26 protein-coding genes are annotated in these 24,275 nt (G+C 60.0%); 11 read left to right on the top strand and 15 right to left on the bottom strand.

Annotation, left to right across the window (positions count from 1 at the left end; all coding sequences use genetic code 11):
• Nucleotides 1-192: 192 nt before the first annotated feature.
• From ACR0JA_RS17845 to ACR0JA_RS17835, 3 genes are read right to left on the bottom strand one after another with little or no spacing between them, the layout of a single operon-like run.
• The gene (locus ACR0JA_RS17845) at nt 193-558 is read right to left on the bottom strand and encodes a DUF1761 family protein (protein WP_480577972.1); all 366 of its coding nucleotides are present in this window, start codon (nt 556-558) and stop codon (nt 193-195) included.
• Nucleotides 558-980, bottom strand: coding sequence for an SRPBCC family protein (locus ACR0JA_RS17840; protein ID WP_480577969.1), 423 nt, complete (start codon nt 978-980; stop codon nt 558-560). The genes ACR0JA_RS17845 and ACR0JA_RS17840 overlap by 1 nt, the downstream gene beginning before the upstream one ends.
• Complete coding sequence (locus tag ACR0JA_RS17835) at nt 961-1,314, bottom strand: ArsR/SmtB family transcription factor (protein WP_480577966.1); 354 nt, start codon at nt 1,312-1,314, stop codon at nt 961-963. Before ACR0JA_RS17835 ends, ACR0JA_RS17840 begins: the two co-directional genes overlap by 20 nt.
• A 279-nt stretch (nt 1,315-1,593) precedes the next feature.
• Between ACR0JA_RS17835 and ACR0JA_RS17830 the strand changes: the two genes are divergently transcribed.
• Nucleotides 1,594-3,195 (top strand): BCCT family transporter, encoded by a 1,602-nt coding sequence (locus ACR0JA_RS17830; RefSeq protein ID WP_480577963.1) that lies wholly within the window; start codon nt 1,594-1,596, stop codon nt 3,193-3,195.
• Nucleotides 3,196-3,485: 290 nt separating this feature from the next.
• Nucleotides 3,486-4,565 carry an NAD(P)H-dependent flavin oxidoreductase gene (locus tag ACR0JA_RS17825; RefSeq protein WP_480577960.1) on the top strand — a complete coding sequence of 360 codons (1,080 nt, stop codon included), beginning with the start codon at nt 3,486-3,488 and terminating at the stop codon, nt 4,563-4,565.
• 219 nt (nt 4,566-4,784) lie between these two features.
• Here ACR0JA_RS17825 and rpsO read toward each other — a convergent pair whose 3' ends face one another.
• The 6 genes from rpsO to rbfA form a co-directional block, all read right to left on the bottom strand.
• The gene (rpsO, locus tag ACR0JA_RS17820) at nt 4,785-5,054 is read right to left on the bottom strand and encodes a 30S ribosomal protein S15 (protein ID WP_008757925.1); all 270 of its coding nucleotides are present in this window, start codon (nt 5,052-5,054) and stop codon (nt 4,785-4,787) included.
• A gap of 142 nt (nt 5,055-5,196) precedes the next feature.
• Nucleotides 5,197-6,237, bottom strand: a complete 1,041-nt coding sequence (locus ACR0JA_RS17815) for a calcium-binding protein (protein ID WP_480577957.1) — start codon at nt 6,235-6,237, stop codon at nt 5,197-5,199.
• A gap of 95 nt (nt 6,238-6,332) precedes the next feature.
• A complete protein-coding gene (locus tag ACR0JA_RS17810; RefSeq protein WP_480577954.1) occupies nt 6,333-6,836 on the bottom strand; it encodes a DUF1643 domain-containing protein in 504 nt (167 codons plus the stop codon).
• A 21-nt stretch (nt 6,837-6,857) separates the two neighbouring features.
• The gene (truB, locus tag ACR0JA_RS17805) at nt 6,858-7,763 is read right to left on the bottom strand and encodes a tRNA pseudouridine(55) synthase TruB (protein WP_480577951.1); all 906 of its coding nucleotides are present in this window, start codon (nt 7,761-7,763) and stop codon (nt 6,858-6,860) included.
• Nucleotides 7,764-7,817: 54 nt separating this feature from the next.
• Nucleotides 7,818-8,561 (bottom strand): phosphodiester glycosidase family protein, encoded by a 744-nt coding sequence (locus tag ACR0JA_RS17800; protein ID WP_480577948.1) that lies wholly within the window; start codon nt 8,559-8,561, stop codon nt 7,818-7,820.
• On the bottom strand, nt 8,558-8,953 hold the full coding sequence (rbfA, locus tag ACR0JA_RS17795) for a 30S ribosome-binding factor RbfA (RefSeq protein ID WP_480577946.1): 396 nt from the start codon (nt 8,951-8,953) through the stop codon (nt 8,558-8,560). Before rbfA ends, ACR0JA_RS17800 begins: the two co-directional genes overlap by 4 nt.
• 91 nt (nt 8,954-9,044) lie before the next feature.
• Between rbfA and dapB the strand changes: the two genes are divergently transcribed.
• Complete coding sequence (gene dapB, locus ACR0JA_RS17790; RefSeq protein ID WP_480577943.1) at nt 9,045-9,854, top strand: 4-hydroxy-tetrahydrodipicolinate reductase; 810 nt, start codon at nt 9,045-9,047, stop codon at nt 9,852-9,854.
• A 4-nt stretch (nt 9,855-9,858) separates the two neighbouring features.
• On the opposite strand, the gene ACR0JA_RS17785 is transcribed toward dapB, so the two are convergent.
• From ACR0JA_RS17785 to tmpA, 4 genes are all read right to left on the bottom strand, one after another.
• On the bottom strand, nt 9,859-10,716 hold the full coding sequence (locus ACR0JA_RS17785) for a hypothetical protein (protein ID WP_480577940.1): 858 nt from the start codon (nt 10,714-10,716) through the stop codon (nt 9,859-9,861).
• 107 nt (nt 10,717-10,823) lie between these two features.
• Nucleotides 10,824-11,492, bottom strand: a complete 669-nt coding sequence (locus ACR0JA_RS17780) for an ureidoglycolate lyase (protein ID WP_480577937.1) — start codon at nt 11,490-11,492, stop codon at nt 10,824-10,826.
• Nucleotides 11,489-12,079 carry a (R)-1-hydroxy-2-trimethylaminoethylphosphonate oxygenase gene (tmpB, locus tag ACR0JA_RS17775; protein WP_480577934.1) on the bottom strand — a complete coding sequence of 197 codons (591 nt, stop codon included), beginning with the start codon at nt 12,077-12,079 and terminating at the stop codon, nt 11,489-11,491. Before tmpB ends, ACR0JA_RS17780 begins: the two co-directional genes overlap by 4 nt.
• Complete coding sequence (tmpA, locus tag ACR0JA_RS17770) at nt 12,076-13,212, bottom strand: 2-trimethylaminoethylphosphonate dioxygenase (protein WP_480577931.1); 1,137 nt, start codon at nt 13,210-13,212, stop codon at nt 12,076-12,078. Before tmpA ends, tmpB begins: the two co-directional genes overlap by 4 nt.
• Nucleotides 13,213-13,310: 98 nt before the next feature.
• Between tmpA and ACR0JA_RS17765 the strand changes: the two genes are divergently transcribed.
• On the top strand, nt 13,311-14,165 hold the full coding sequence (locus tag ACR0JA_RS17765; protein WP_480577928.1) for a LysR family transcriptional regulator: 855 nt from the start codon (nt 13,311-13,313) through the stop codon (nt 14,163-14,165).
• Between the two features lie 3 nt (nt 14,166-14,168).
• On the opposite strand, the gene ACR0JA_RS17760 is transcribed toward ACR0JA_RS17765, so the two are convergent.
• Entirely contained in the window at nt 14,169-14,351 is a 183-nt protein-coding gene (locus tag ACR0JA_RS17760; protein WP_480577925.1) for a DUF1674 domain-containing protein, read from the bottom strand.
• A 90-nt stretch (nt 14,352-14,441) separates the two neighbouring features.
• Here ACR0JA_RS17760 and ACR0JA_RS17755 point away from each other — a divergent pair, with 90 nt between their 5' ends.
• From ACR0JA_RS17755 to ACR0JA_RS17725, 7 genes are all read left to right on the top strand, one after another.
• Nucleotides 14,442-15,701 carry an RsmB/NOP family class I SAM-dependent RNA methyltransferase gene (locus tag ACR0JA_RS17755; protein WP_480577922.1) on the top strand — a complete coding sequence of 420 codons (1,260 nt, stop codon included), beginning with the start codon at nt 14,442-14,444 and terminating at the stop codon, nt 15,699-15,701.
• Between the two features lie 88 nt (nt 15,702-15,789).
• A complete protein-coding gene (locus tag ACR0JA_RS17750; RefSeq protein ID WP_480577920.1) occupies nt 15,790-17,529 on the top strand; it encodes a heparinase II/III family protein in 1,740 nt (579 codons plus the stop codon).
• A 22-nt stretch (nt 17,530-17,551) separates the two neighbouring features.
• Nucleotides 17,552-19,141, top strand: a complete 1,590-nt coding sequence (gene purH / locus ACR0JA_RS17745) for a bifunctional phosphoribosylaminoimidazolecarboxamide formyltransferase/IMP cyclohydrolase (RefSeq protein WP_480577917.1) — start codon at nt 17,552-17,554, stop codon at nt 19,139-19,141.
• A complete protein-coding gene (lspA, locus tag ACR0JA_RS17740) occupies nt 19,141-19,611 on the top strand; it encodes a signal peptidase II (protein WP_480577915.1) in 471 nt (156 codons plus the stop codon). Before purH ends, lspA begins: the two co-directional genes overlap by 1 nt.
• A 50-nt stretch (nt 19,612-19,661) precedes the next feature.
• Entirely contained in the window at nt 19,662-20,180 is a 519-nt protein-coding gene (locus ACR0JA_RS17735) for a DUF3035 domain-containing protein (protein ID WP_480577912.1), read from the top strand.
• Nucleotides 20,181-20,260: 80 nt separating this feature from the next.
• Nucleotides 20,261-21,598, top strand: a complete 1,338-nt coding sequence (locus ACR0JA_RS17730; RefSeq protein WP_480577910.1) for a M16 family metallopeptidase — start codon at nt 20,261-20,263, stop codon at nt 21,596-21,598.
• Complete coding sequence (locus ACR0JA_RS17725; RefSeq protein WP_480577908.1) at nt 21,595-22,899, top strand: M16 family metallopeptidase; 1,305 nt, start codon at nt 21,595-21,597, stop codon at nt 22,897-22,899. The genes ACR0JA_RS17730 and ACR0JA_RS17725 overlap by 4 nt, the downstream gene beginning before the upstream one ends.
• Before the next feature lie 538 nt (nt 22,900-23,437).
• Here the strand turns inward: ACR0JA_RS17725 and ACR0JA_RS17720 are convergent.
• Nucleotides 23,438-24,253 (bottom strand): SDR family oxidoreductase, encoded by an 816-nt coding sequence (locus ACR0JA_RS17720; protein ID WP_480577905.1) that lies wholly within the window; start codon nt 24,251-24,253, stop codon nt 23,438-23,440.
• Nucleotides 24,254-24,275 lie beyond the last annotated feature (22 nt).

Here is a 24,275-nt window from a genome sequence, read left to right as displayed (position 1 = left end):
CTCCGGTTTGCATGGCGGCCCCATTGCCGCCGACCCCACTTTATCTTCCATTCGAGTGCCGAGGTCAGGGCACAACGTCTCAGATATCGCGCGCATACATGAGAATGGACCCAAAGGAAAGGGGAACCGCACAGGGCCGGACGAAGACCGCCCAGCGTTTGCCCGGTCTGATGTGAACCTGGCCAGTTTTGCTCAGAGGATCGCGTGCGCGAGGATCATCACGACGCCACATCCCAGCGCGTAGCCGGTATCGACCATGATCGCAAAGCCACTTTTTTGTGCCCAGGCGCCGACCGATGCTGCCTGCGCCGCAACCGCGAGGATCGCCAGCAGGGCAACGCCCAAACTGTTGGTGGTTTCGGTAACGGCTATGATGGTGGCCAGCAGAACCAGAAACACGATCTGTGTGGCCATCTGCGCCAGAGGCGGTGAGACCGGCGGTGTCGGGTCAATCCGAGTTCCTTCGGCCCAGCGTTTCTGAAAACCAATCGGTCCATAAACCAGCCATCCCAGCAGGAATGCTGCGATCACCCCAGTTCCCAATGCCAACCAGTTCATTACAATGCCCCCTCCAGTGCCACAAGGATCGCAGTCCAGCCGCCTTCGTGATTGTCGCGGCTTTCCTGTGACGGGAAGCGAATGTGATGTAGGCGCAGTTCGGTCCCGGCATCGGTTGGCGTAAAGTCCAGGGTGACTGTGGAATCATCCTGACTGTAGGGAGAGTTCCAGGTGAATTGCAGCCGGTTGGGTCGGTCGATGACCTTGTATTCGCCCTCATGCGGCAGATCGCCCGCCTCGGGCGCGCGCATGATGATCTTGAACCGGCCCCCAACTTTTGCGTCGGACTGCGCCTCTGGCACGGTCATTCCTGGTCCGGGCAGCATGAACTTGGCCAACATTTCCGGGTTCAGCCACGCATCGAACACCTTTTCAGGCGGGTGCGGGATGGCACGTGTGATTTCAAGTGACAGTTCCGTCATCATCTGGGTCCTCCAAAGCAGTTTCCAGGGCGTCCAGCCGAAGCGCCCAAATCGAACGCAGCCCGGCAAACCAGTCGTCCACGGCTGACAAGGGGGCCATCTGCACCTCAATCAGGTGTTCGCGCCATTCGGTCCTGCGCTGCACCAGTTCGGCGTTTTCCAGCACCTTGATGTGCTTGGACACCGAGTTGAGGCTCATATCGAATTGCCGCGCGATATCCGTCACCCGCAAGGGACCTTGCTGCGCAAGCATTGTCAGTATCTCACGGCGCGTCGGATCGGATGCGGCTTTCAATATTGCATTGAGGTCATGCTGACTCTCTCGTTCAACCATTTGGATGAATTACATCCTTATACTGCTTCAGTCAACCATCTGGGTGAATAACATGAGTTCTGCCAGATTGGCCAGTCGTTCGGACGAGGTCGTGCAGCAAGAAGCGGCGCTAACATTCTGCGCATGGAATGCGTTTGGTAAAATTCTGGTGCGCGTGTAGGCTGTTACCACGAAGCCCGCGGTCGATACGACGGAAATACGCCAAGGGAAAACACACTCGTCTCCGTCCGCAGGTCAAAAACCTTGGCGTTTGCACTTAGCGAACAGAAGGGCAGACGAATGGCGGAAACAAAGAAAATGCTGGATCCGGATCCGCGGATCTATGACTTTGAAACGGAGTACGAACTGGGGCAGGACAATGTCAGACCGTTTGGTCTGGATATTCACAACCCGGTCTTTCTTATCTCGAGCATCCTGATCTTTGCCTTCGTGCTGATCTCATTGGCCAATCAGGAAGCAGCTGCAACCTTCTTTGGCTGGCTTCGGCCGTGGCTGACAAGCACGTTTGACTGGTTTCTGGTACTTTCAGTCGATGCGATTACCTTGTTCTGTCTGGCGCTGATCATTCTGCCTGTTGGTAAGGTCAGGATCGGCGGCAAGGACGCAAAACCAGACTATTCCTACGCCGGATGGATCGCGATGATGTTCGCGGCCGGCATCGGCATCGGTCTGCTGTTCTTCGGCGTGATGGAGCCGGTCTATTATAACTTTGCCGAAGACGGCAATGCGGTGCCTTTGGGTATCGATATCGCGGTTCCGGGCAATGAATACGCAGGCATCGTCGGCACCATTCACCATTGGGGTCTGGAAGGTTGGGCGGTCTATGCTGCGGTTGGCCTCAGTCTTGCGATTTTTGCCTACAACCTTGATCTGCCGCTGACTTTGCGCTCGGCATTCTATCCGATCCTCGGCGAGCGCGTGTGGGGCTGGTGGGGTCATATCATCGACACGCTGGCGGTGTTTGCCACGCTGTTCGGCCTGACGACCTCGCTGGGTCTGGGGGCGCAACAGGTTGCTTCGGGGTTGAATGCGGTCTTCGGGATCGAACCAAGCCCGACCGTAACCGTTCTTTTGATCATCGGCATCACGATGATTGCGATGGGCTCGGTCCTTATGGGCATGGATGCTGGCGTCAAACGGTTGAGCGAGATCAACATGATCATGGCGGTTGGCCTGTTCATCTTTGTCATCCTCGTCACCGGCATCGGCACAGCCATCGCACGGTATTTCAACGTGATGGTGGACTACGTGCTGCACCTTCCGGCGCTGTCCAACCCGTTCGGGCGAGAGGACACGAGCTATTTCCACGGCTGGACGACCTTCTATTGGGCGTGGTGGATCGCGTGGTCGCCGTTTGTAGGCATGTTCATCGCCCGCATCTCCAAAGGTCGCACGGTACGTGAGTTCGTGATCTGCGCCTTGCTGGCCCCCACGGCTGTCTGCGCCCTTTGGATGTCGACCTTTGGCGGTGCGGCCATCGACATGCTGAACGCAGGCGGAGCCGAAGGTGTCCGCGCCACGGTGATCGACAGCTATGCCCCCGAGGGTGCGCTGTTCGGCTTCCTGCAAGAGCTTCCGCTCTACGGCCTGATCGCTCCGATCGCGTTGGTCCTGATCGTTGTCTTCTTTGTCACCTCGTCCGACTCGGGATCACTGGTGATCGACACGATTACTGCGGGCGGCAAGATGGACGCCCCGGTGATCCAGCGCGTGTTCTGGTGCACGCTTGAAGGCCTGGTCGCCATTGCCTTGCTATTGGGCGGAGGCCTTTCAGCGCTGCAAGGGGCTGCGGTATCAACCGGCATCCCCTTCACGCTGGTGGTTTTGATCATGTGCTACTGCCTGTGGCTGGCGCTGAAATCGGAACAGTCGAAGATGTAGGGAAAGCTCCCTAGCTAATGGAAGCGCCCGCCGGACGGCGGGCGTTTTTCTCTGCAGCGAAAATTTTTTTGTACCGAATTGTCTTAAGCCGTCGGGCGCAACGCGACGAGCGCATTTGACAGGTCAGAGCCCAATGTACCGAGTGCTGCAACTTGAACGAACGATTATTTTCACAGAAACTTCGGCAGCAGAGGGGTCCGCTTATTCTCAAAACCTTTCTCGGGGTTGCTTACGGATGTGAGCATGTAGAGAAATCGGGCGAAACTCCGGGCAGTTAAAAGGTAAGTGATATGTGGAATTCTTCAAAATTCAGCGAGCGGCTAGGGCTGAAGCATCCAATCGTACAAGCGCCGATGATTCTGCAGAAACCGCTCGTTCCGCTTGCATCCGCAGTATGCAACGCCGGAGGCCTGGGTTCGCTCGGATGCTCCGAGATGTCGGTAGACGAGCTGGGCCAGCGTATCGCAGAAATGAAGCAGTTGACGGACAAACCTTTCAATCTGAACTTTTTTCTTCACAAACAACCAGAGTTTGATCCTGATTTGGACGAACAAGCTCGCGCACTTGTCGCCCCATTCTATCGGGATTTAGGATTGGACCTCCCTGCCGACGCCTCGGAGACAGAAGCAGAGACGTTTGATACGGACAAACTCAACCTACTGATCGAAGAAGCGCCTGCGATGGTCAGTTTTCACTTCGGTTGCCCGGACCCTTCCATCATCTCCAAACTTCAGGGCGCGGATATTGTGACTGCGGCGACTGCAACAACTGTCAACGAAGCACTTGCGTTGGAACAAGCGGGCATTGACGTTGTCGTTGCACAAGGCTGGGAAGCGGGGGGTCACCGAGGCTCCTTTGTCGCAGACTACGAAGATGTTGGCATCGGTACGCTGGCTCTTGTGCCTCAAATCCGCGATGCGGTGGATTGTCTGGTCGTCGCAGCGGGAGGAATTGCAGACGGGCGTGGAATTCTCGCCTGCCGTGCCCTGGGTGCAGACGCCGTATGGATGGGTACGGCCTTCCTCACCTGCGCGGAAGCTCCGACAACTGACCTACACCACAACGCGCTGATGAATGCCAGTGATGAAGATACCCATCTGTCCCGCGCTTTCTCGGGACGGCCCTGCAGAGCGCGAAAGACGCCGTATTCCACTCAACTGGCGCAAGGTCGACCTAAGCTGCCGGCCTTTCCGCTGATGTATAACTATAGCGGCCCAATCAAACGCCATGGCATTGCCGAAGATGATCTGGAGCATCAGTTTTTGCTGTATGGGCAAGCTGCGGCTTTGAATAAGGAAGGGACCGCAGAGCAGCTTATCGAGGGCCTGATGAAGGAAGCGCAGGACTTGGCTGGAACATTGTCAATCTAGGGCCGGCCGGTCAAATTCTTGAGTCCGAAAGCCCGCCATATACGCAACTGCGGCGAATTCACACTTAATCCGCAAAGTCGCCACCACGGATGGCCAGCACAACAAACGCAGCTAGGGTCCGCTTGGTGGCCATCTAAACGAAAAACGCCTGCCATGATGGCAGGCGTTAGCTTGAGATAAGCTGAGCTTTGAAGCCCATGGAAAGCGCCCAAGGTGCGCTTAGCGGCGGATGCCCAGCTTTTTGATCAGGTCCTGGTAGCGCGCCTCTTCTTTGCCCTTCAGGTAGTCCAGCAGTTTGCGGCGCTGGGCGACCATTTTCAGCAGACCGCGACGACCGTGGTTGTCTTTCTTGTGGGTCTTGAAGTGCTCGGTCAGGGTGGTGATGCGCGAGGTCAGGATGGCAACCTGGACTTCAGGCGAACCAGTGTCGCCGTCCTTGGTTGCGAATTCTTTCATGACGCGTGCTTTTTCAGCGGCAGTAATCGACATCGGGGTCTCCTTTGAAGGTTAGAGTTGATGGCGCAGGCCGGGATGTCGTCCAGCACAGGCCCATGGAGAAAACCGCACCGATTCCGATGCGGATGGGCGCGTATAAGCGCTTTTCTATGGAATGGCAAAGGGATTCTTCCCCTCAGCCGGTGGCGGCGAATTGCGCCAGTTGCGCCTCGGTCACCAGTTGGATGTCGGCTGGGCTCAGACCTTCGGCACCCAGCAGGCGCGCGATTTCCTGACCGTCTATCATGACCCGTGTCACCGAGTCCGTCGCGTCCCCGGCTTCGATCTTGATGTCGGGCGCATCGGGTTGATCCCACGTGACCAGCAGTTTGTCCTGACCGACCTGAAAATCCATGATCGTCACGGGGTCCGGATCGTCTTCGGCTGCTGTATCCAGCGCAATATTGTCTTCCCCTTCGCCACCAGTAACGCTGTCCCCAGCGCCTGTGAGGATAAAGTCGTCCCCGGCGCCGCCGTTCAGGAAATCCGCAGCGAAATCGCCGGAATCGTCGGCACCGGTCAGAACATCGTCGCCATCGCCGCCAAAGAGCGTGTCCTCACCCGCCCCTCCTGACAGATGGTCATTTCCATCGCCGCCCTGCAAGGCGTCGTCGCCGTCACCGCCCTGCAAGGAATCGTCGCCCTGACCACCATAAAGCCGGTCGTCGCCTTCGCTACCATGCAGATCGTCATCGCCGAGATGCCCGAAAAGGGCATCATCCCCGGCATCCCCCGCCAGCATATCGTCATCGTCTTCACCGTGCAGAATGTCGTGACCTTCGCCGCCGGACATCACGTCGGCACCGCCGCCCCCATACAGGATGTCGTTGCCCGACCCGCCGTCAATCAGATCGTCCCCATCGAACGGGTTGATCAGGTCCTCTCCGCCCATCCCGGCTGGTTCGTTAGAACTTTCGATTACCAGATCCCCGTCGAGGTTCGAGTCGACCTCACCCTCAGACGGCTCTTCGTCCTTCGGGTCGTCAAAGTCGGCCTCGGCGGGTTCGTCGACGTTTTCGCCGTCCTCCAACAGGTTTCCTGTGGGGATGTCCTCGGCCTCGGCTTCTTCGATGCGGTCCTCGTCATCCTCGTCCGGCTCTTCGACGGTGAAAACATCGCTGATCGCGTAGGCCGCACCTCCGACCGCTGCAAGGCTGAACAGGCCAATCAGAAACATGGGAACCCTCCGCAAGCATACCGCTCCGAGTGTGAAACGTCCCATAATGTCAATCGGTTGGTCAAAGCCAACCTGAGTCCGTGGTTAACCCTTTGTCACCAAGGCTCGGGTTGTTGAGTGTAGGCGATGTAAAGCGGGTGCTTTGGGTGACCGTCCTTGGTCAGTCCCAGATGGTGCAGCGGCTGCCCAGTGCCGCGTAGCAGTTGCTCCACTACCGGTCCTCGTTCCATATGGGCGCCATGGGTGCCCCAGGCCGCGATCACCTGATCAGCCCAAGCGACGCCGTCCAGAATGGCTGCATCGTTGCCGGGTCCGACGGGATCTGCCGCGGCGCGCATTTTGCGTGGATCGGTGTCGCGCCAGGCGAAAATATTGGTGACTTGAAACGCCCCGAACCCCAGCGCACGCGCCCGGCGTTCGCAACGTTCCACTGTCGGGTCATTCTGAACCTCGGTCGCGGTAGAGGGATTTAGCATCACAAACAGAGCCTTGCGTCCGCCCGCGTCCCAGATGCGGGTCAGGCTATAGCGGTATTTCTCGCAATCGGAGTAGACGGCGGTCGAGGGCGCATCGCCCTTGGTATGGGTGCGGGTGATCATGCATTTCGCCTAACACGTGGCTCAGGTGACGAACACCCTGCTGGGATGCAATTCGCCGGATTTGTAGATACCCACGGCCACGGCTTTGCCATCCAGCGACGCCCAGGCCTCGTCGCCATATTCCACATCCGACGCCAGCACCATGCCGGGATTGCCGTTGCGCAAGCGGGTGGCACCTTCGGGGGTGCATTTCAACTCGGGCAGATCGGCGAGGCCGGTTTCAAGCGGGTGCAGGTGTTCGTCCAGCGCCGTGGTCTTGGCCATCTTGTCGATCTGTTCGATAGTCAGACCGTCTTCTGCTTCGAACGGACCGGACCAGATGCGCCGCAATTCCTTTACGTGGCCGTGGCATCCCAAGGCCGCACCCAGATCGCGTGCGATGGACCGGACATAACCGCCTTTGCCACAGGTCATTTCCAGCATCACATGGTCATCGTCCGGGCGATCAACCAGGATCAGTTCCTCGACCCACAAAGGTCGGGCGGACAGCTCCACATCCTCGCCGTCGCGAGCGAGTTTATAGGCGCGCTGGCCGTCGATCTTCACGGCCGAGAACTTGGGCGGCACCTGCATGATCTCGCCCAGAAACGGGTTGAGCGCCTGTTTGATATCGTCATCCGAAGGGCGCGCATTGCTTTCGGCAATTACTTCGCCTTCGGCATCATCGGTATTGGTGGCCTGTCCCAGCCGCACCGTGAAAGTATAGGCTTTCAAAGCATCGGTGATGTAGGGAACCGTCTTGGTCGCCTCACCCAAGGCCACGGCCAGAACGCCGGTTGCCTCGGGGTCCAGCGTGCCCGCATGGCCTGCCTTTTTTGCGTCCATCGCCCAACGCACCTTGTTGACGACAGCGGTCGAGGTCATGCCCGCGGGCTTGTCCACCGCCAGCCAACCGGAAATGTCGCGACCCTTGCGTTTGCGTCCCATATTGCACCTTGCCCTTTGCTGAGGCGCGCGGGTTAGCGGATCACCCCGCCCCTGTCAATTTGCGGGCAGGTCTTCGACCACGCCTACGATCGGCCCCAACGAAAACCCGACATCGGACCGGTTGTTCGCCCGGTCATACATACGAGATATATTGCCATCCAGGAACAGTGCATTCGGGGTTTCCAGCACGTCGCGGAACAGGCTGCCGAATTCGTGGAAGGTGACATAGTCCTCGGAAATGGCGAACACCGCGCGGGTCCCATCGGCGCTGGTGCCAACCCCGTTGCGTACATAAAGCGAGGTCGAATCGGGCAGGAAACGCGGGTGCAACTCGCCATCGATCACCAGCATGGGGCCGGATTGGGTGGCGAAACGGCATTCAGGTGCCTGATCGATATAATCCAGCGTTTCATACACATCGGCACGGTCCTCGCGGATGCAGAACACGCCGTTGGGCAGCAGGCCAAAATTGCCGGGGCCGGCGTTGGGAATGACGCGCATTTGTTCCGTGCCGTTCTCGACGTAATGGCCGACAGGCGAGCGGTCGTCGTGATACATGCCCGCGTTCATCGCAAAGGCCAGCCGCTTGCCTCCGGGTTCCAGCGCCTCATTCACCGACGAGAAATGCCCCAGCAGATCGCCATCTTCGTCGTTGAGGAACAGGCGCAGGTCTTCGGATGCGGCGTCCACCTCGCAGATGGTGAACCGCTTGTCCTCATGGGTTAGCTTTTCGCACGTGACTGCTCCGGCTTGCGCCGCCCAGAGAACCGCGCCCAACTTGGTCAGGGTGCGGATCACTCGTCCAGATCGCGGCGCACCGCGTCCTGTTCGAACATGCGGCGGGTATCGTCCAGTCGATCAAACGTGTCATCCAGTCGGAACCGCAGATCGGGCGAGAATTTCAGGCCGACCTTCTTGCCGACCATGCGCCGCAACTCACCCTTATTGCGGGCGAGCAACTCGATCACGTCCTCCTGCCCTTTGCCGCCCAGAGGCAGCACATAGGCTGTGGCGATCTTCAGATCGGGTGAGGTGCGCACCTCACCCACGGTGATCGACATGCGGTTAAGGTCGGGGTCGTGGACATCTCCGCGCGCCAGTACCTCGGACAGGCTGCGGCGGATCAGTTCGCCGACGCGCAGCTGTCGTTGGGATGGGCCGGGGCCATCGTGGAATTTGTTCTTTGCCATAAACCCCGATCTAAGCGCAAAGCGGGGCTTTGCCAAGCGGGCGCGAACCGGGTAGGAGGCTTTGAGCAGTTTGCAGCAAGGGAACACCACCATGACCCATATTCCGGGGATCGTCATCACAGGGGCTTCGGGCCGTATGGGGCAGATGCTGATCAAGACCGTGACCGACAGCGATCAGGCGCGTCTGGTTGGTGTGGTTGAACGTAAGGGTCACGACTGGATCGGGCAGGACGTGGGCGAAGCGATGGGCGGTCAGTCACTGGGTGTGACCGTGACCGATGATCCGCTGGAAGCCTTCGCACAGGCACAGGCGGTGATCGATTTCACCGCGCCCGAGGCAACGCTGGAGTTCGCCGCACTGGCTGCTCAAGCGCGCTGTGTGCATGTGATCGGTACCACCGGCATGAGTGACGAACAGATCGCTGCGCTGGAACCGGCCGCGCGCCATGCGGTGATCGTACGGGCGGGCAACATGAGCCTTGGGGTCAACCTGTTGGTGCAACTGACCAAAAAGGTCGCCGCCGCGCTGGATGAGGATTTCGACATCGAAGTGATCGAGGGTCACCACCACCACAAGGTCGATGCCCCATCGGGAACCGCGCTGATGCTGGGTGAAGCAGCCGCCGAAGGGCGCGGAGTCAATCTGGCAGACGTGTCCGACCGCGCCCGCGACGGCATCACCGGCGCGCGCAAACGGGGAGACATTGGGTTCCACGCCATTCGCGGTGGCGACATCGTTGGCGAACATGACGTCCTGTTCGCCGCGCCCGGCGAGCGCATTGTCCTGCGCCATCTGGCCACCGACCGCGCCATCTTTGCCCGCGGCGCGCTGAAAGCGGCGCTGTGGGGGCAGGGCAAGGCCCCCGGCCAGTATGACATGGTCGACGTGCTGGGGCTTTAGGCACTTAGCGGAACGCGGCCAATCCGGGTGGTTCAGATCCTTCCTGTTCCGCAGTGGCAAAGAGTAGCCCAAGTCGCTGATCCCATGTCGGGAACTGGCCAGTAAGCGCATAGGTCAGGCGTTCCGCCCCGATGGAGATCCCCAACGGTGCTGCCTCGCCGCCGATCACGATTTCACCGATCTCGGTCCAGTTAGGGGACGGAGGATAGGCCTTGGGCGCAGGTTCATCCGTGTCCCCAATGCGATAATAGACGCCCATGGTCACGATGTAGTCGTAGCCGAACGGATCGGGAAAGAAAAAGCCCGAGGCGTCGCGGGCGGCCAGCGCCTCGGCCTCATCGCGCAACAAAACCTTTTCGACGAAGGGCAGGCCCATATCATCCAGAACCGGTCGCATACCTTCGGATTGTGGCACGCTGACAAAGGCGATGCGGGACGGGTCGAGGCCGAACCCTTCGGTCAGCAGGCGCAGCATCAGACGGGTCGTGGTCTGACCGTCAGCTTCCGCCGGATGGCATCCGACTTCATGGAACAAGGGCAACACATCTGCGCGTGATTTCTCGCCGACGTCAGCAACCCTTGCCAACGGTTGGATCACAAAGGCGTTCGAGCCCAGGGCTGATTGGTCGAAATCGTGCCGCAACCCGCCATTATAGTCTTCGTTACCGGACACAATTGATAGTGGTTGGGCTTCGGCGAACCCAAGCTCGGCAAACGTTGTTCTGAGGCGGGCAAGTGTCTCGGCCAGGGCTTGTTCGAACGACTCGTTCTGGCCTGTCGCAGCAATTGTCAATCGCGGCAGCATCGATCCGACCGTCGCTGCCGTCCCCAATTGCACGACTCTACGCCTGTTCAATCCCATCTGAGGTCTCCCGTACCCATTGGACTCGGTCCGAGATTAACACAGATGCCTCAGATAAGGGTTAAGGCTTTCTGAAGACACGCCGTTCGGAATGGCGGCGCGCGTGTTTATAGATCCTTGATCTTGTCCGCCCGCAGCGGACAGGCGAGGTAGACACCGAATTCCTGGCCTATGTCGGCACTGACGCGGGCATGAACCTTTCCCTGACGGTCAAGAAAACGCTGGTTGTCTTCAACCGGAAAGATCCCCTCGTGCCAGATGCCGGGATGGATATAGAGACCGCGCGAGCCATCGCACCAGAACGCAACGACCTTATCGGGTGTCAGATTGTCTCCGGGCAGGGCAACAGGGACGATGAAGGGCTTTTTGTCCAGCGGCCAGAACATCTGACCGCCATCAGGGTGATAGTTCATGTGCCACAGCAGCACCTGATCGCGGGGCGCGGTTTTGCGGTCGGTCTGTGCCTGCTGCGGATCTACGGACCAGCCGAGGACATAGTGGCCTTTGACCGCCTCGTTCTCACCGTAGAGCACATCGCCTTGCCAGTCGCATTTGAATGTACCCTCAACCCAGCCGCCTTCGTCACCGGTGCCCTCATCAATCGGTCGCCAGCCCTGTTGCGGCCAGCGGGTAATCTCGATCTCAAAACTGTCGGGGTCATCGACCAGACAGCCATAGCCTTTGATCGACTCGTCGGTCGCACGGATCAGAGGAACCTCATGCCAGGGCAGTGACGGTTTCGAACGGGCCTCGAAGATATATTCCGGCGCGGTCATGACGCCCCCAGATGTCTGTCGACCATACGCTGCACCATCGGGGCGAAATGGGTAAAGTCGGGCGTTTCCATATCGGCGCGCTTGCCGGCCTCGTCCAGATAACGCACCTGAATGATCTCTTTCAGGTTCGGATTGGCTTCAAACTCGGCCACTTCCTCGGCACTCATCGGACCGCCCTGCAACTCCAGCGTATGCACCGAGGCAGCGGACAGGCGATTGAAATACTCCGGCTTGGTGGCGCAGAGATAGCGCTTGGCCGCAACGTGATAGCGGCAGCAATCGGTGATGACCGAGGGGAAGAACTGTTCCAGCACCTCTGCGCCCGCATCCTCGTGATGGCGGTCTTCGGTGTCGTCTGGATGGTAGGTGCCGAACTCAGAGGTAAAGTGACCGATATCATGCAGCAACGCGCCGACGATGATCTCTTCAGGCTGGCCGTTCTGCTCGGCGATAGTGGCACCTTGCAGCATATGTTCGGCCATGGTGACAGGTTCGCCCAGATATTCCTCTCCGCCGCGACGGTCGAATATGTCGCCGATGAAGGCCACGATATTATCCCGATTCAGGGTCGAAAAATCGGGTTTCATTCGGCGGCCTCCGGCTGTGCCATTTCCATCGCCGCCAGTGTCGACAGCAAACCATCCTTGTCGGCGTAACAGCCTTGCAACCAACGTGAACCCGCGCCCGAATATCCCAGGCGCGCATGCAGAACGCGGGTGTTGTCGACGATAAAGCTCTCGCCCGGTTCCAGCTTGAACGATACGCCCATTGCCGGGTCATCGATGATCTCAGCCAGTTGGCGGTAGGCCGCGTAGTAGGCCTGCATCTTGTCGAACGGGATATCGACTAGCGGCGCAGTCGAGCGGTTGTTGAAGCGGATGCCAATCAGCTCACCATCCGGCGACAGTTCGATCATCGGGCGGCGTGCGCGCAGGCAGACCCCATCGGATCCCTTGTATTCGAACCGCGCTGGGTAGCCTGCAAGCAGGGCAAAGCCTTCGGGGTTCTGATCGCGCAGCTTTTCGGCGGCGCGAAAGCCGTCAACCACGATCGAATCGCCGCCTTCGGCACTGTTTTCCAGGCAGTAGAGGATTTGCAGCGTCGGCACAGGGTCGCGATAGGGATTGTCGGTATGGGCCTGCAATCCGAGCCCGGTAAAGGCGAGGTTGGTCGGGTTCACCTCGGTCCGGACTTCGAAATAGGGGCCGTAGTTGGTTTCGCGGATATAGCCGAACAGATCAGCCACCTTCAGCAGCGATTCCGGTTCGGTGGGGCCACCCGTCAATTTGGCAAAGCCGAACTCGGCCACCGCGGCCAGCCAATCGAGTTTGGCGGCGGCGTTGGTGTGGACCGCACCCCAATCGCCGCAGGGCGCGTCGATTCCACGTTCCCAGGTGGTGATGCCAGCAGCGATGCGCCCTGTTTCCTGCGTCTTGTTCTGATCATAGGCATGGTTGGCCAACCAGTCGGAAGGGAAGGTGACTGTTTTACCTTCCGGTTGGAACGTAACGCTCAGATCACCGTTGATCAGGTCGGCGGCACTAACTGTTATTTCTACTGGAATGTCGCCGATGGTAATCAGGCGTTGACCATTTCCCGGAGCGCGCGTCTCGGGGTCCAACGCGTTGTCTCGCAGCCAGATGGCGTGAAATCGGCAGGTTGATCCGTCAGCAAACTCGACCGTGACAACCGAAGGATCAAAGGTGGCTTTGCGCAGCATGGGGATCTCCTGTTCAGCGCGGGCTGTGCTTGAGGACATACGCGTCACGTGGCATTATCACAATTAATCCTTCTTTCTGCTTAGGGCTGGAAAAACTAATGGCTAAGAAAAAGATCGGATTGCCACCATTAGACTGGCTTCGCGTGTTCGAAGCCGCCGGCCGGCTCGGCGGTTTTTCGGCGGCAGCACGCGAGTTTGGGCTTACCCAGGCGGCGGTCAGTCAAAGAATTGGCAATCTCGAAGCATGGCTGGGCCGAACATTGTTCGTGCGAGAGGCACGGGGCGTGTCGCTGACGGTCGAGGGGGAAAGCTATTTGCCGCTGGTGCAGGACAGTCTTCAGGCGCTGGAGCGCAACACTGAGGACCTGTTCGGCAAGTCCCCGCGTGAATTGCGCGTTGCCGGGCTGTCGTCGAACATCCACGCGCTGGTCCTGCCGGGTTTGGCGCGGTTCCAGCAGATGCGGCCCAAGGTGCGCGTGATGACAGATTCGGTGGCGCGGCGTTCGTCATTGGATGAAGAACGCACCTGGCTGCAAATCCGCTATGGGCGTGGTGTCTGGCCAGGTCGGGATGCTGCGTTGATTGCGCGGGAAGTGCTGGTTCCGATGGCCGCGCCCGGAGTGGTCTGGGGCGAACCGCTGATCGATCTACGCGGCGAGCGACCGGGATGGAGCGAATGGGCCGGGAAATCAGCTACGGCGGACTTGCCGCCGTCTCGGGTCAGTTTCGATTCGATGGAACATGCTATTTCTGCAGCCCGGCTGGGATTGGGCGTGGCACTGGGGTCGATGCCTCTGGCTGCGGGTGAATTGTCAGCGGGACGGTTGCGCAGGCTGAACCTGCCGGAATTGCAGACCAAGGATGGCTATTGGCTGACCTGGCCTGAAGATCGCGCCCAGTCAAAAAAGCAGCGTGCGCTGATCGATGATTTTCTGGCGGCGTTACAGGGCTGACTGTCAGAAATCGATTGCGATGCCCTTTTTCTCCCAATCGCCATAGCGTGCGGGATCGGGACCATCGCGCCCACCCAGCTCTTTTGGGCGGGCTTTTGCCTCAGCCTCGGCCTTGCGGCGACGTTCGTCAGCTTCGGCAAGTGCACGTTGGGCAGCAGGAGGCAGGTCTTTGCGGTCGTCGCTCATGACATCGGGTTCCTTTCCGGGCACGGGCTTGATATACGCCCGCGTCCGCCTTTGGCAATGCGGGCCAAAGTCACAGGAAAGGCGAAGCTCATGTCCGACAGCGCAATAGCGGCCCGTCGCAGCGCGATTTATCTGCTGGATCAGATTCTGGGCGAGGGGCGGTTGCTGTCCGAATGCCTGTCCGCTGGTGCTTTGGACCGGCTTGACCGCGAGGATCGCGCGCGGGCGCAGCGCCTGACGCTGGAAACCCTGCGCGGGCTCGAGCGTGCGGATCGCCTGCTGGACAATCATCTGAACCGCACACCTGCGCTGACTGTTCACAATGCGCTGCGTGTTGGCGCGGTCGAACTATGTCAGGGCGAAGCCGCGCATGGTGTGGTCAATTCGATGGTGGATATCGTTGGACGCTCGCGCAAACATGGTCGGCTCAAGGGGCTGGTGAACGCTGTACTGCGCAAGGTCGCGGCCGAAGGACCGGACGCCTGGCCCAAGATGCGGGTGCCACGCCTGCCCGAATGGCTGCGTGATCCGTTGGTGATGGCCTGGGGGGCCGAGCCTGTGTCCGGTATGGAACGCGCGCATTTTGCGGGCGCACCACTGGATGTGACAGTCAAATCGGGTGGCCAATCCCCCGGGGGGCAGACCTTGCCGACCGGGTCCATCAGGTTGACGGATGCGGGGCAGGTTTCGGCCTTGCCGGGCTTTGACACCGGCGATTGGTGGGTTCAGGACGCCGCTGCTGCCTTGCCGGTGCGCGTGCTTGCGCCGAAGTCGGGCGAGAAGGTGCTGGACCTATGCGCGGCCCCCGGTGGCAAGACCCTGCAACTGGCCGCCGCCGGGGCCGAGACCACTGCATTGGACATCTCGGAAAACCGACTGGAACGGGTCCGCGAGAACCTAGCGCGAACGGGTTTGACGGCAGACGTGGTCGCTGGCGACGCTTTGGAACATCAGGGCCAATACGACGCCATACTGCTGGACGCGCCCTGTTCGGCCACGGGCACCATCCGTCGCCACCCGGATTTGCCCTTTGCCAAAGACGGATCCGAGTTCGGCGGATTGATCGACTTGCAGGCGCGCATGCTGGCCCATGCCTGGACCCTTCTGAAACCTGGCGGGCGTCTGGTCTATTGCACCTGTTCTCTGTTGCCGGATGAGGGCGAGGTTCAGATAGAAGACGCGCTGGAGCAGCATCCTGACATGCGCGTGGATCGCGCGGCTTTGGAAATCGACGGCGTCGATCCTGCGTGGATCAGCGAAGAGGGCGGTTTGCGCCTGCGCCCGGACTATTGGCCCGACACTGGCGGTATGGACGGCTTCTATATCGCCCGTCTCAACAAATCGGCCTGAGCGCACGCTTTTCGATGACTTGACCTTCGGACCCGTCTATCGTTGGTTCAAACGCCAGCAGAGCGTCAGGGGCAGAGTAACAAGCGGCATGTCACAGTCAGACACCATGGCACACCGGTGGGCCCGGTTTCAGAACCGGCTTTATGCGCGGCTCAGCCAGCGGCGTCGGGCGGTGTCCGGGTTTGTCGGACAACCCGAACCGCGCACGGTAGGCGCGTTTGCGCGCGGACGGCAACTGGTTGCAGGCAACCTTCTGTTCGCTGGCTATCTGGTCGAGGCTGAAGATACCGATCTGTGGGATGTCGCCGCCCCCAGTGCCGAGTTTGATGACGAGCGCCACGGCTTTGCCTGGCTGGACGATCTGGCCGCTGTTGGCGACATGCGTGCGCGGGAAAAGGCGCAGCGTTGGGTCTGGGGCTGGATCGAGGCGCATGGCTCTGGTCGCGGCCCGGGCTGGGCTCCGGATTTGACCGGTCGGCGCGTCATGCGCTGGATCAACCATGCCCTGTTTCTGCTGCGCGGTGTCGATGAGGCGCAGAGCAAGCTGTTCTTCCGGTCGCTGTCGCAACAAACGTGGTTCCTGTCAAAACGCTGGTCTGCCGCCACACCAGGCCTGCCCCGGTTCGAAGCTCTGGCCGGGCTGGTGCAGGCCGGTCTGGCGCTTGAGGGGCTCGAACAGATGGCCGACCCGGCGCTACGCGCCATAGCCCGCGAATGCGACAAACAGGTGAGTGCTGAGGGTGGCATTCCAACCCGAAACCCCGAAGAACTGCTCGAGGTCTTCACGCTGTTGTGCTGGACCTCTGCCGCGCTCAGCGAGGTTGGTCGGGGTACCCCAGCCGCTCAGACCGAGGCGATCAAGCGCATGGCCCCGACCCTGCGCAATCTGCGTCATGCGGATGGAGCGCTTGCGCGATTTCACGGTGGCGGGCGTGGCGTCGACGGGCGGCTGGACCAGGCGCTGGCCCAAAGCGGGGTGAAACCGCAGCCGGTTTCGGGCCTGTCGATGGGGTTCGCCCGCCTGACCGCCGCGCGCAGCACCGTGATCGTCGATGCCAGCACCCCACCGTCGGGCGCAGCCTCTTATAACGCACACGCCTCGACCGCGGCGTTCGAACTGACTTCCGGGCGACGCCCGTTGGTCGTCAACTGCGGATCTGGCGACAGTTTCGGCGCGGATTGGCGCCGCGCCGGACGGGCCACTCCGTCACATTCGACCCTGAGTGTTGAAGGCTATTCCAGCGCCCGGCTGTCCGAGCCTTCACGCGGGGCCACGCGGCAAGCCCTGATCGACGGCCCCCAGAGTGTTCCCACCGACAGCGAGGAAGCCTTTGAGGGGCGGCGGTTCATGGTGGGGCATGACGGATATACCAAGGTTTTTGGCCTGACCCATGCCCGTACGCTTGAGCTGCGCTTTGACGGGCGCGAACTGATAGGAGAGGATATTCTGCTGACATCGACCGATAAGGCGAAGCGGCAGTTTGACAAGGCGATGGACGCCTCGGGACTGAAGGGTATCGGTTTCGATATCCGATTTCACCTGCATCCTGACGTCGATGCAGCACTGGATCTGGGGGGCGCGGCGGTGTCGATGGCGCTCAAAAGTGGCGAGATCTGGGTTTTCCGCCATGACAACATCGGAAAGTTGTCAGTTGAACCAAGCGTTTACCTGGAAAAAGGCCGTCTGAAGCCCCGCGCGACAAAACAGATCGTTCTATCTGGCCGCGCAATAGAGTATGCGACGCGCATCCGGTGGACGCTCAGCAAGGCTCAGGACACAGCCTATGCCGTGCGCGATCTGCACCGGGACGAGCCAGAATTCGACTGACGCCAAAAGGACCTTTGGACCCATGACCGATCTTCACCCCGTGCGCCGCGCGTTGCTTTCCGTTTCCGACAAGACCGGATTGACCGAGCTGGGAAAGGCGCTGGCCGAGCGCGGGGTCGAGTTGTTGTCGACCGGCGGCACCGCGAAGGCGCTGCGCGACGCGGGGCTTGAGGTCAAGGACGTCAGCGAGATCACCGGCTTCCCCGAGATGATGGATGGCCGGGTCAAGACCCTGCACCCGATGGTGCATGGCGGGTTGCTGGCCCTGCGCGACAACGAAAGCCACGCGGCTGCGATGAACGAACATGGCATTGGCGCGATCGATCTGCTGGTGGTGAACCTTTACCCGTTCGAGGCGACCGTTGCCAAAGGCGCTGACTACGACACTTGCATCGAGAACATCGATATCGGCGGCCCCGCGATGATCCGCGCAGCGTCCAAGAACCATGCTTTTGTGAACGTTGTCGTGGACGTACAGGATTATGAAGCGTTGCTGGCTGAACTGGCGGCCAATGACGGTCAGACCTCTTACGCGTTCCGTCAGCGTTTGGCTCAGACAGCCTATGCGCGTACGGCGGCCTATGACGCAGCCGTGTCGAACTGGATGGCTGATGCGCTGGCAACCGAAGCCCCGCGCCGCCGGGCGTTTGCCGGAGAGTTGAAACAAACCCTGCGCTATGGCGAGAACAGCCACCAGCACGCGGCATTCTATACCGATGGCACTGGCCGCCCCGGTGTGGCGACCGCCGTGCAGCATCAGGGCAAGGAACTGAGCTACAACAACATCAACGACACCGACGCAGCATTTGAACTGGCGGCGGAGTTCGACCCGACAGATGGCGCCGCCTGCGCCATCATCAAACACGCCAATCCCTGCGGTGTGGCAAAGGGGGCGACTCTGCTAGAGGCTTACAAGGCTGCGTTCGACTGCGACAGGACCTCGGCCTTTGGCGGGATCGTGGCGTTGAATCAGCCTCTGGATGCAGAAACCGCGCAGGAGATCACCGGTATCTTTACCGAGGTTGTCATCGCGCCGGGTGCGTCGGATGAGGCCAAGGCGATCTTTGCTGCCAAGAAAAATCTGCGTCTGCTGACAACCGATGGCCTGCCGGATGTGACTGCGGGTGGTAAAACCGTCCGGCAAGTGGCGGGCGGTCTTCTGGTTCAGGACAAGGACAATGGCTTTGTCGGCATGGATGACTTGAAAGTCGTGACCAAGAAGGCCCCGACCGAAGACCAGATGCGCGACCTGCTGTTTGCCTGGAAAGTCGCCAAACATGTCAAGTCCAACGCCATCGTCTATGTCAAGGACGGCGCAACCGTTGGTGTCGGCGCGGGCCAGATGAGCCGCGTGGATTCAGCCCTGATCGCGGCCAAGAAGGCCGAGCGCATGGCTGATGTGCTGGGCCTGCCGCAGCCGCTGACGATCGGATCGGCTGTGGCATCCGATGCGTTCTTCCCGTTCCCGGACGGATTGATGGAGGCGGCGCAAGCCGGGGCCACCTGTGTCATCCAGCCGGGCGGTTCGATGCGGGATGATGAGGTGATCGCGGCGGCGGATGAGGCCGGTTTGGCGATGGTCTTCACCGGCATGCGGCATTTCCGGCACTGATGCGGTCTCCTCTGTTACTCTGGGCCGGGCTGGCCGCGTTTCTGATCGACCAGATCTGCAAATATCTGGTCGTTCACGTGATGCGGGTGGCCGAGGGCAATATCGACGTTCTGCCGCCACTCGTGGTGTTCAAATACGGCGAGAATCGCGGCATCAACTTCGGCCTGTTCCAGGGCAACACCGAGACCACGCGCTGGGTGCTGATCGGTATATCTCTGGCCATCTGCGTCGGCGTTCTGATCTGGCTTGGCCGGAATACGCCGACCAGGTTCATGCAGATCTGCGGTGGGTTACTGATCGGCGGTGCGCTTGGAAACGTCGTCGATCGGGTACTTTACGGCTATGTTCTGGATTTCCTGAACATGTCCTGCTGTGGCATCAACAATCCGTTTGTTTTCAACCTGGCCGATGTGTTCATATTTGCAGGAGCTATCGGGCTGGTGCTGTTTGACGGTAAAAAGCCCTCGTGACCTGCTCGTTTATATGCGATAAAAGCGCCTGAAACTGGCCGGAGATACCCATGCGCATGCCGCACGCCATCCTTGTCCTGACACTTGCAGCCGTTGCGGTTGCGGGCTGTTCCAAGCGTAGCCTGCGGGATTTGCAGCCGCCGGGACAGGGTCCGGATGAGTTTTCGGTGTTGCCGGTCAAACCGCTGACGCAGCCCAAGGACTATGCCTTTTTGCCTGCGCCAACACCGGGCGGAGGCAATCTGACCGATCCGACGCCAAAGGCGGACGCGGTTGTGGCCTTGGGTGGCAGCGAGACGGCACTGAATCCGAACACGGCAATCCCGTCCACGGATGCAGCGCTGGTCACGGCCTCAAGCCGTTATGGTGTTCCGGCCAATACGCGGCAGGTGGTGGAACAGGACGATGCCGATTTCCGCAAGCGGCGCGGTCGCTGGACAAGCCTGCGACTGTTCCCGGTTGACCGTTACGCGCAGGTTTACGAACGTCAGTCGATCGACCCATATGCTGCGACCGACGCGGCCCGACAGCGGGGCTTGGAAACACCGTCGTCTCCGCCAAGTGAATAATTCTTAACTTTCCGTCATCGCCCTTGAACACGGGCCGTTCCACCGTAGTTTGAGACCTGAAACGAAACGGAGGACGCCCCATGGTTCGGGCTCTTGCATTGTCGGCTGCCCTGTTTGCGACCCCGCTGATGGCCAGCGAAGGCCACGAAGCCGTCACAACCTTCACTCTGGACAACGGGATGGACGTCGTGGTGATCGAAGATCACCGCGCGCCGGTCGTGCAGCATATGGTCTGGTATCGCGCGGGCTCGGCGGACGAACCCATCGGATCATCCGGCGTGGCGCATTTTCTGGAGCATCTGTTGTTCAAGGGCACGGATACGCTGGCACCGGGCGAGTTCTCGGCCACGGTCGCGGCCAATGGCGGCAACGACAACGCCTTCACCTCGTATGACTACACGGCCTATTTCCAGCGCGTTGCTGCGGACCGGCTTGAATTGATGATGCGGATGGAAGCGGATCGGATGCGCAACATCCGGTTGAGCGAGACTGACATTGCGACCGAGCGTGACGTGATCCTCGAAGAACGTAACCAGCGCACCGAAAACAATCCCCGCGCGCTGTTTGGCGAGCAGATGAGTGCGGCGCAATATCTCAATCACCGCTACGGCGTACCGATCATCGGCTGGAAGCACGAAATGGAAGAGCTGGATATGGACGACGCGCTGTCCTTCTACCAGACCCACTATGCGCCCAATAATGCCATTCTGGTGGTCACCGGCGATGTCGAGCCGGATGCTGTCAAGGCGCTGGCCGAGCAATATTATGGCGTCATCCCTGCAAACCCCGACCTGCCCGAACGGGTGCGTTCGCAAGAGCCTCCGCAAACGGCGGAACGCCGCCTGACCTACAAGGACCCGCGCGTGTCGCAGCCTTATGTGCAACGCAGCTATCTGGCTCCGGAACGCGACGCGGGCGCGCAGGAAAAGGCGGCCGCGCTGTATCTGCTGGCCGAGTTGCTGGGCGGCAGCACAACCTCGTATTTGAACGAAAAGCTGCAATTCGAACAGCAGATGGTGGTTTATACCGGGGCGTTCTATCGCGGCGTGTCGCTGGATGACACAACCTTTGATTTGATCGTGGTGCCCGCCGAAGGTGTGTCGCTGCAAGAGGCCGAGCACGCGATGGATCAGGTGGTTGCCGAGTTCATCGCCGAAGGTGTGAACGCAGAAGATCTGGACCGGATCAAGATGCAGTTGCGTGCCGCGCAGACTTACGCGCGCGACAATGTGGACGGGATCGGCAACCGCTATGGCCGCGCCCTGACCAGCGGCCTGACAGTGGAAGATGTGCAAGCCTGGCCCGATATTCTGCAGGCCGTCACCGGTGAGGAAATCATCGCCGCCGCCCGCGAAGTGTTGCGGCCCGAGGCATCGGTCACCGGCTGGCTGATGCGTGACGATGAGGTGACGCAATGAAACGGATTTTCGCGACTCTAATCGCCTTTGTCATCGCCCTGCCAGCCTGGGCTGAGATCGAGATCGAAGAGGTCACCTCACCCGGTGGCATCACCGCGTGGCTGGTCGAGGATCACTCGATCCCGTTCACCGCGCTAGAGCTGCGCTTTCGCGGCGGCACATCGCTTGATGACCCGGATAAACGCGGGGCTGTCTACCTGATGAGCGGTCTGATCGAAGAAGGCGCAGGTGATTTGGACGCCCGCACCTATGCGCGTGAACTCGAATCTCTGGCGGCCTCGTTCCGCTACAATGCATCGGATGACTCGGTGTCGGTCTCGGCGCAGTTCCTGACCGAAAATCGGGATCAGGTGATCGACCTGCTGCGGACGACCCTGCATGAGCCCCGGTTCGATCAGGACGCAGTCGACCGTGTCAGGGCGCAGGTTCTGTCTGGACTGCGGTCCGATCAGACCGATCCCAACGACATCGCCGGGCGCAGTTTTGCGCTGATGGCGTATGGCGATCACCCCTATGGAAGCGAAGGCAAAGGCACGATTGAAAGTGTCAGCGCGCTGACTCGGGATGACGTGGTTGCCGCTTACGACAGTGTTTTCGCCAAGGATCGGCTCTACGTCGGCGCTGTGGGTGATATCACGGCCGAAGAGCTTGGCGCATTGCTGGACACGCTTCTGGCCGATCTGCCGGAAACCGGCAAGCCCATCCCGGGGCGTGCAGATGTGACCATCCCCGGCGGCGTCAGCGTGGTCGAATTCGATACCCCGCAATCGGTCGCCTTGTTTGGCCATGCAGGTATTGATCGCGACGACGAAGATTTCTTTCCGGCTTTTCTGCTGAACCACATTCTGGGCGGAGGCGGGTTCGAAAGCCGCCTGATGCAGGAAGTGCGCGAGAAGCGCGGCCTGACCTACGGTGTGGCAACCTATCTGGTGCCCAAGGATCTGGCCTCGGTCTATCTCGGTTCGGTCTCGTCCGCCAATGATCGCATTGCCGAAGCGGTCGAGGTGATCCGTGCCGAATGGGCTCGCGCTGCCCAAGACGGCGTGACCCAGAAAGAACTGGATGACGCAAAGACCTATCTGACCGGTGCCTACCCGCTGCGCTTTGACGGCAACGGCCAGATTGCAGGAATCATGGTGGGGATGCAGATGCAGGGTCTGCCGATCGACTACATCGCCACCCGCAACGACAAGGTGAACGCGGTGACGCTGGAAGATGTGAACCGGGTAGCGGGTGAGTTGCTGGACCCTGAGGGGCTTCATTTCACAATCGTCGGCAAACCGGAAGGGCTGGACGGCTGACGTCGTCCGTCTACGCCCACCAGACAGGCTTGTTCGTTCTTTTTTCGAGTGATTTTTCTTGGATTTAACGCCAATGAGTGATGCGGTCCGCTGGCGGGCGCAATAAGTACGCGACCCCTTTCGCACCGTTTGAAAGGCGCGGCACCAGACACAGGATCGGCGATTCTCCGCCTTAAGTAACTGTTAACTCGTCTTGGCCATACTTTGGCCAGAAATGTCGAGAAATATGTGTTAGTCGGAAGAGAAGGCAGGATTCAGCAGATCAACTTCTCTTGTGACAAGGCTTGGGACGGATAGTGGCGCCATGATAGTTGCGATAATGGGATTGGGAACACTTGCAGGGTTGTTAACCTTTTCTGCAGCGTTGATCCTCGGTCAATCCCTGCTCAGCGCGTTTACACTTTATGTGGCAGCGGGCATGCTGACGTCGCTTTTGGTTGCGGCAGGCCTCTATTTCAGAAATTCCTAGGTTACGTGAGCCGGAAATAAGCCCAGCGACTGACAAGTTCAGCCTCTAGGCCAATCCCTGCGCCCTCACCTAAGATTTGTCCTTTTTAGCTGCGCGCAACATCTGTCCCATCATCTGACTGAACTTGCCCGAGCCTCGCTGATACAGCGCCCCATCCACGGACAGCACCGTGCCGCTGATATAGCTGGCCAGATCAGAACTGAGAAACAGACAGGCATTTGCCACATCCTGCGGTTGCCCCCAGCGCCCCAGCGGGACATCGGACCGGATCTCTTCATGTGTATTTTCCGTGGGGGCCAGACGTCTGGCCCCTTCGGTGCCTTCGATGAACCCCGGCACGACCGAGTTCACACGAATGCCCTCGATCCCCCATTCCATCGAAAGTGCACGGGTGATCTGATCGATTCCGGCCTTTGCGGCGCAAACATGGGCCTGACCTTCATAAGGCAGGAATGCCTGCGGTGCCGAGATGTTGATGATGCTACCGCCCGGGCGTTTAAGATAGGGATAGGCGCCTTTCAGCACGTGAACCGTACCCATCAGGTCGATGTCCACCACCGTCTTGAACGCGTTCACGGACATCTCGGACATCAGCGCTGGGAAGTTTCCCGCCGCGCCCGAGACCAGCACGTCAAATTCGCCGTATACGTCGTGGAACTGTTTCAAACCTGCTGCGACCGCCTCGGGGTCGCGCACATCAAAGGCCGCACCAATGGCGTCCTTTGCACCCGCCTCTTTCAGCGCCGCAACGGTGTCATCGACCTTTTCCTGAGATCGGCTGGCGACCGCCAGCTTGGCACCCGAGGCCGCAAAAGCCTCGGCAATGCCGCGATTGATACCGCTGGTGCCGCCAATGACGATGACGGTTTTTCCAGAAAAATCCATGTAGGCCTCCCTGATGCGGGAG

Source organism: Ruegeria sp. AM4, from assembly GCF_056540665.1.
Note: the sequence above shows the minus strand (reverse complement) of the source record. Positions and strands in the feature narration are given on the sequence as shown.

Coding starts and splice junctions, on each gene's coding strand:
- ACR0JA_RS17845 (WP_480577972.1), bottom strand. CDS start 558: ATGAACTGGTTGGCATTGGGAACTGGGGTGATCGCAGCATTCCTGCTG.
- ACR0JA_RS17840 (WP_480577969.1), bottom strand. CDS start 980: ATGACGGAACTGTCACTTGAAATCACACGTGCCATCCCGCACCCGCCT.
- ACR0JA_RS17835 (WP_480577966.1), bottom strand. CDS start 1,314: ATGGTTGAACGAGAGAGTCAGCATGACCTCAATGCAATATTGAAAGCC.
- ACR0JA_RS17830 (WP_480577963.1), top strand. CDS start 1,594: ATGGCGGAAACAAAGAAAATGCTGGATCCGGATCCGCGGATCTATGAC.
- ACR0JA_RS17825 (WP_480577960.1), top strand. CDS start 3,486: ATGTGGAATTCTTCAAAATTCAGCGAGCGGCTAGGGCTGAAGCATCCA.
- rpsO (WP_008757925.1), bottom strand. CDS start 5,054: ATGTCGATTACTGCCGCTGAAAAAGCACGCGTCATGAAAGAATTCGCA.
- ACR0JA_RS17815 (WP_480577957.1), bottom strand. CDS start 6,237: ATGTTTCTGATTGGCCTGTTCAGCCTTGCAGCGGTCGGAGGTGCGGCC.
- ACR0JA_RS17810 (WP_480577954.1), bottom strand. CDS start 6,836: ATGATCACCCGCACCCATACCAAGGGCGATGCGCCCTCGACCGCCGTC.
- truB (WP_480577951.1), bottom strand. CDS start 7,763: ATGGGACGCAAACGCAAGGGTCGCGACATTTCCGGTTGGCTGGCGGTG.
- rbfA (WP_480577946.1), bottom strand. CDS start 8,953: ATGGCAAAGAACAAATTCCACGATGGCCCCGGCCCATCCCAACGACAG.
- dapB (WP_480577943.1), top strand. CDS start 9,045: ATGACCCATATTCCGGGGATCGTCATCACAGGGGCTTCGGGCCGTATG.
- ACR0JA_RS17785 (WP_480577940.1), bottom strand. CDS start 10,716: ATGGGATTGAACAGGCGTAGAGTCGTGCAATTGGGGACGGCAGCGACG.
- ACR0JA_RS17780 (WP_480577937.1), bottom strand. CDS start 11,492: ATGACCGCGCCGGAATATATCTTCGAGGCCCGTTCGAAACCGTCACTG.
- tmpB (WP_480577934.1), bottom strand. CDS start 12,079: ATGAAACCCGATTTTTCGACCCTGAATCGGGATAATATCGTGGCCTTC.
- tmpA (WP_480577931.1), bottom strand. CDS start 13,212: ATGCTGCGCAAAGCCACCTTTGATCCTTCGGTTGTCACGGTCGAGTTT.
- ACR0JA_RS17765 (WP_480577928.1), top strand. CDS start 13,311: ATGGCTAAGAAAAAGATCGGATTGCCACCATTAGACTGGCTTCGCGTG.
- ACR0JA_RS17760 (WP_480577925.1), bottom strand. CDS start 14,351: ATGAGCGACGACCGCAAAGACCTGCCTCCTGCTGCCCAACGTGCACTT.
- ACR0JA_RS17755 (WP_480577922.1), top strand. CDS start 14,442: ATGTCCGACAGCGCAATAGCGGCCCGTCGCAGCGCGATTTATCTGCTG.
- ACR0JA_RS17750 (WP_480577920.1), top strand. CDS start 15,790: ATGTCACAGTCAGACACCATGGCACACCGGTGGGCCCGGTTTCAGAAC.
- purH (WP_480577917.1), top strand. CDS start 17,552: ATGACCGATCTTCACCCCGTGCGCCGCGCGTTGCTTTCCGTTTCCGAC.
- lspA (WP_480577915.1), top strand. CDS start 19,141: ATGCGGTCTCCTCTGTTACTCTGGGCCGGGCTGGCCGCGTTTCTGATC.
- ACR0JA_RS17735 (WP_480577912.1), top strand. CDS start 19,662: ATGCGCATGCCGCACGCCATCCTTGTCCTGACACTTGCAGCCGTTGCG.
- ACR0JA_RS17730 (WP_480577910.1), top strand. CDS start 20,261: ATGGTTCGGGCTCTTGCATTGTCGGCTGCCCTGTTTGCGACCCCGCTG.
- ACR0JA_RS17725 (WP_480577908.1), top strand. CDS start 21,595: ATGAAACGGATTTTCGCGACTCTAATCGCCTTTGTCATCGCCCTGCCA.
- ACR0JA_RS17720 (WP_480577905.1), bottom strand. CDS start 24,253: ATGGATTTTTCTGGAAAAACCGTCATCGTCATTGGCGGCACCAGCGGT.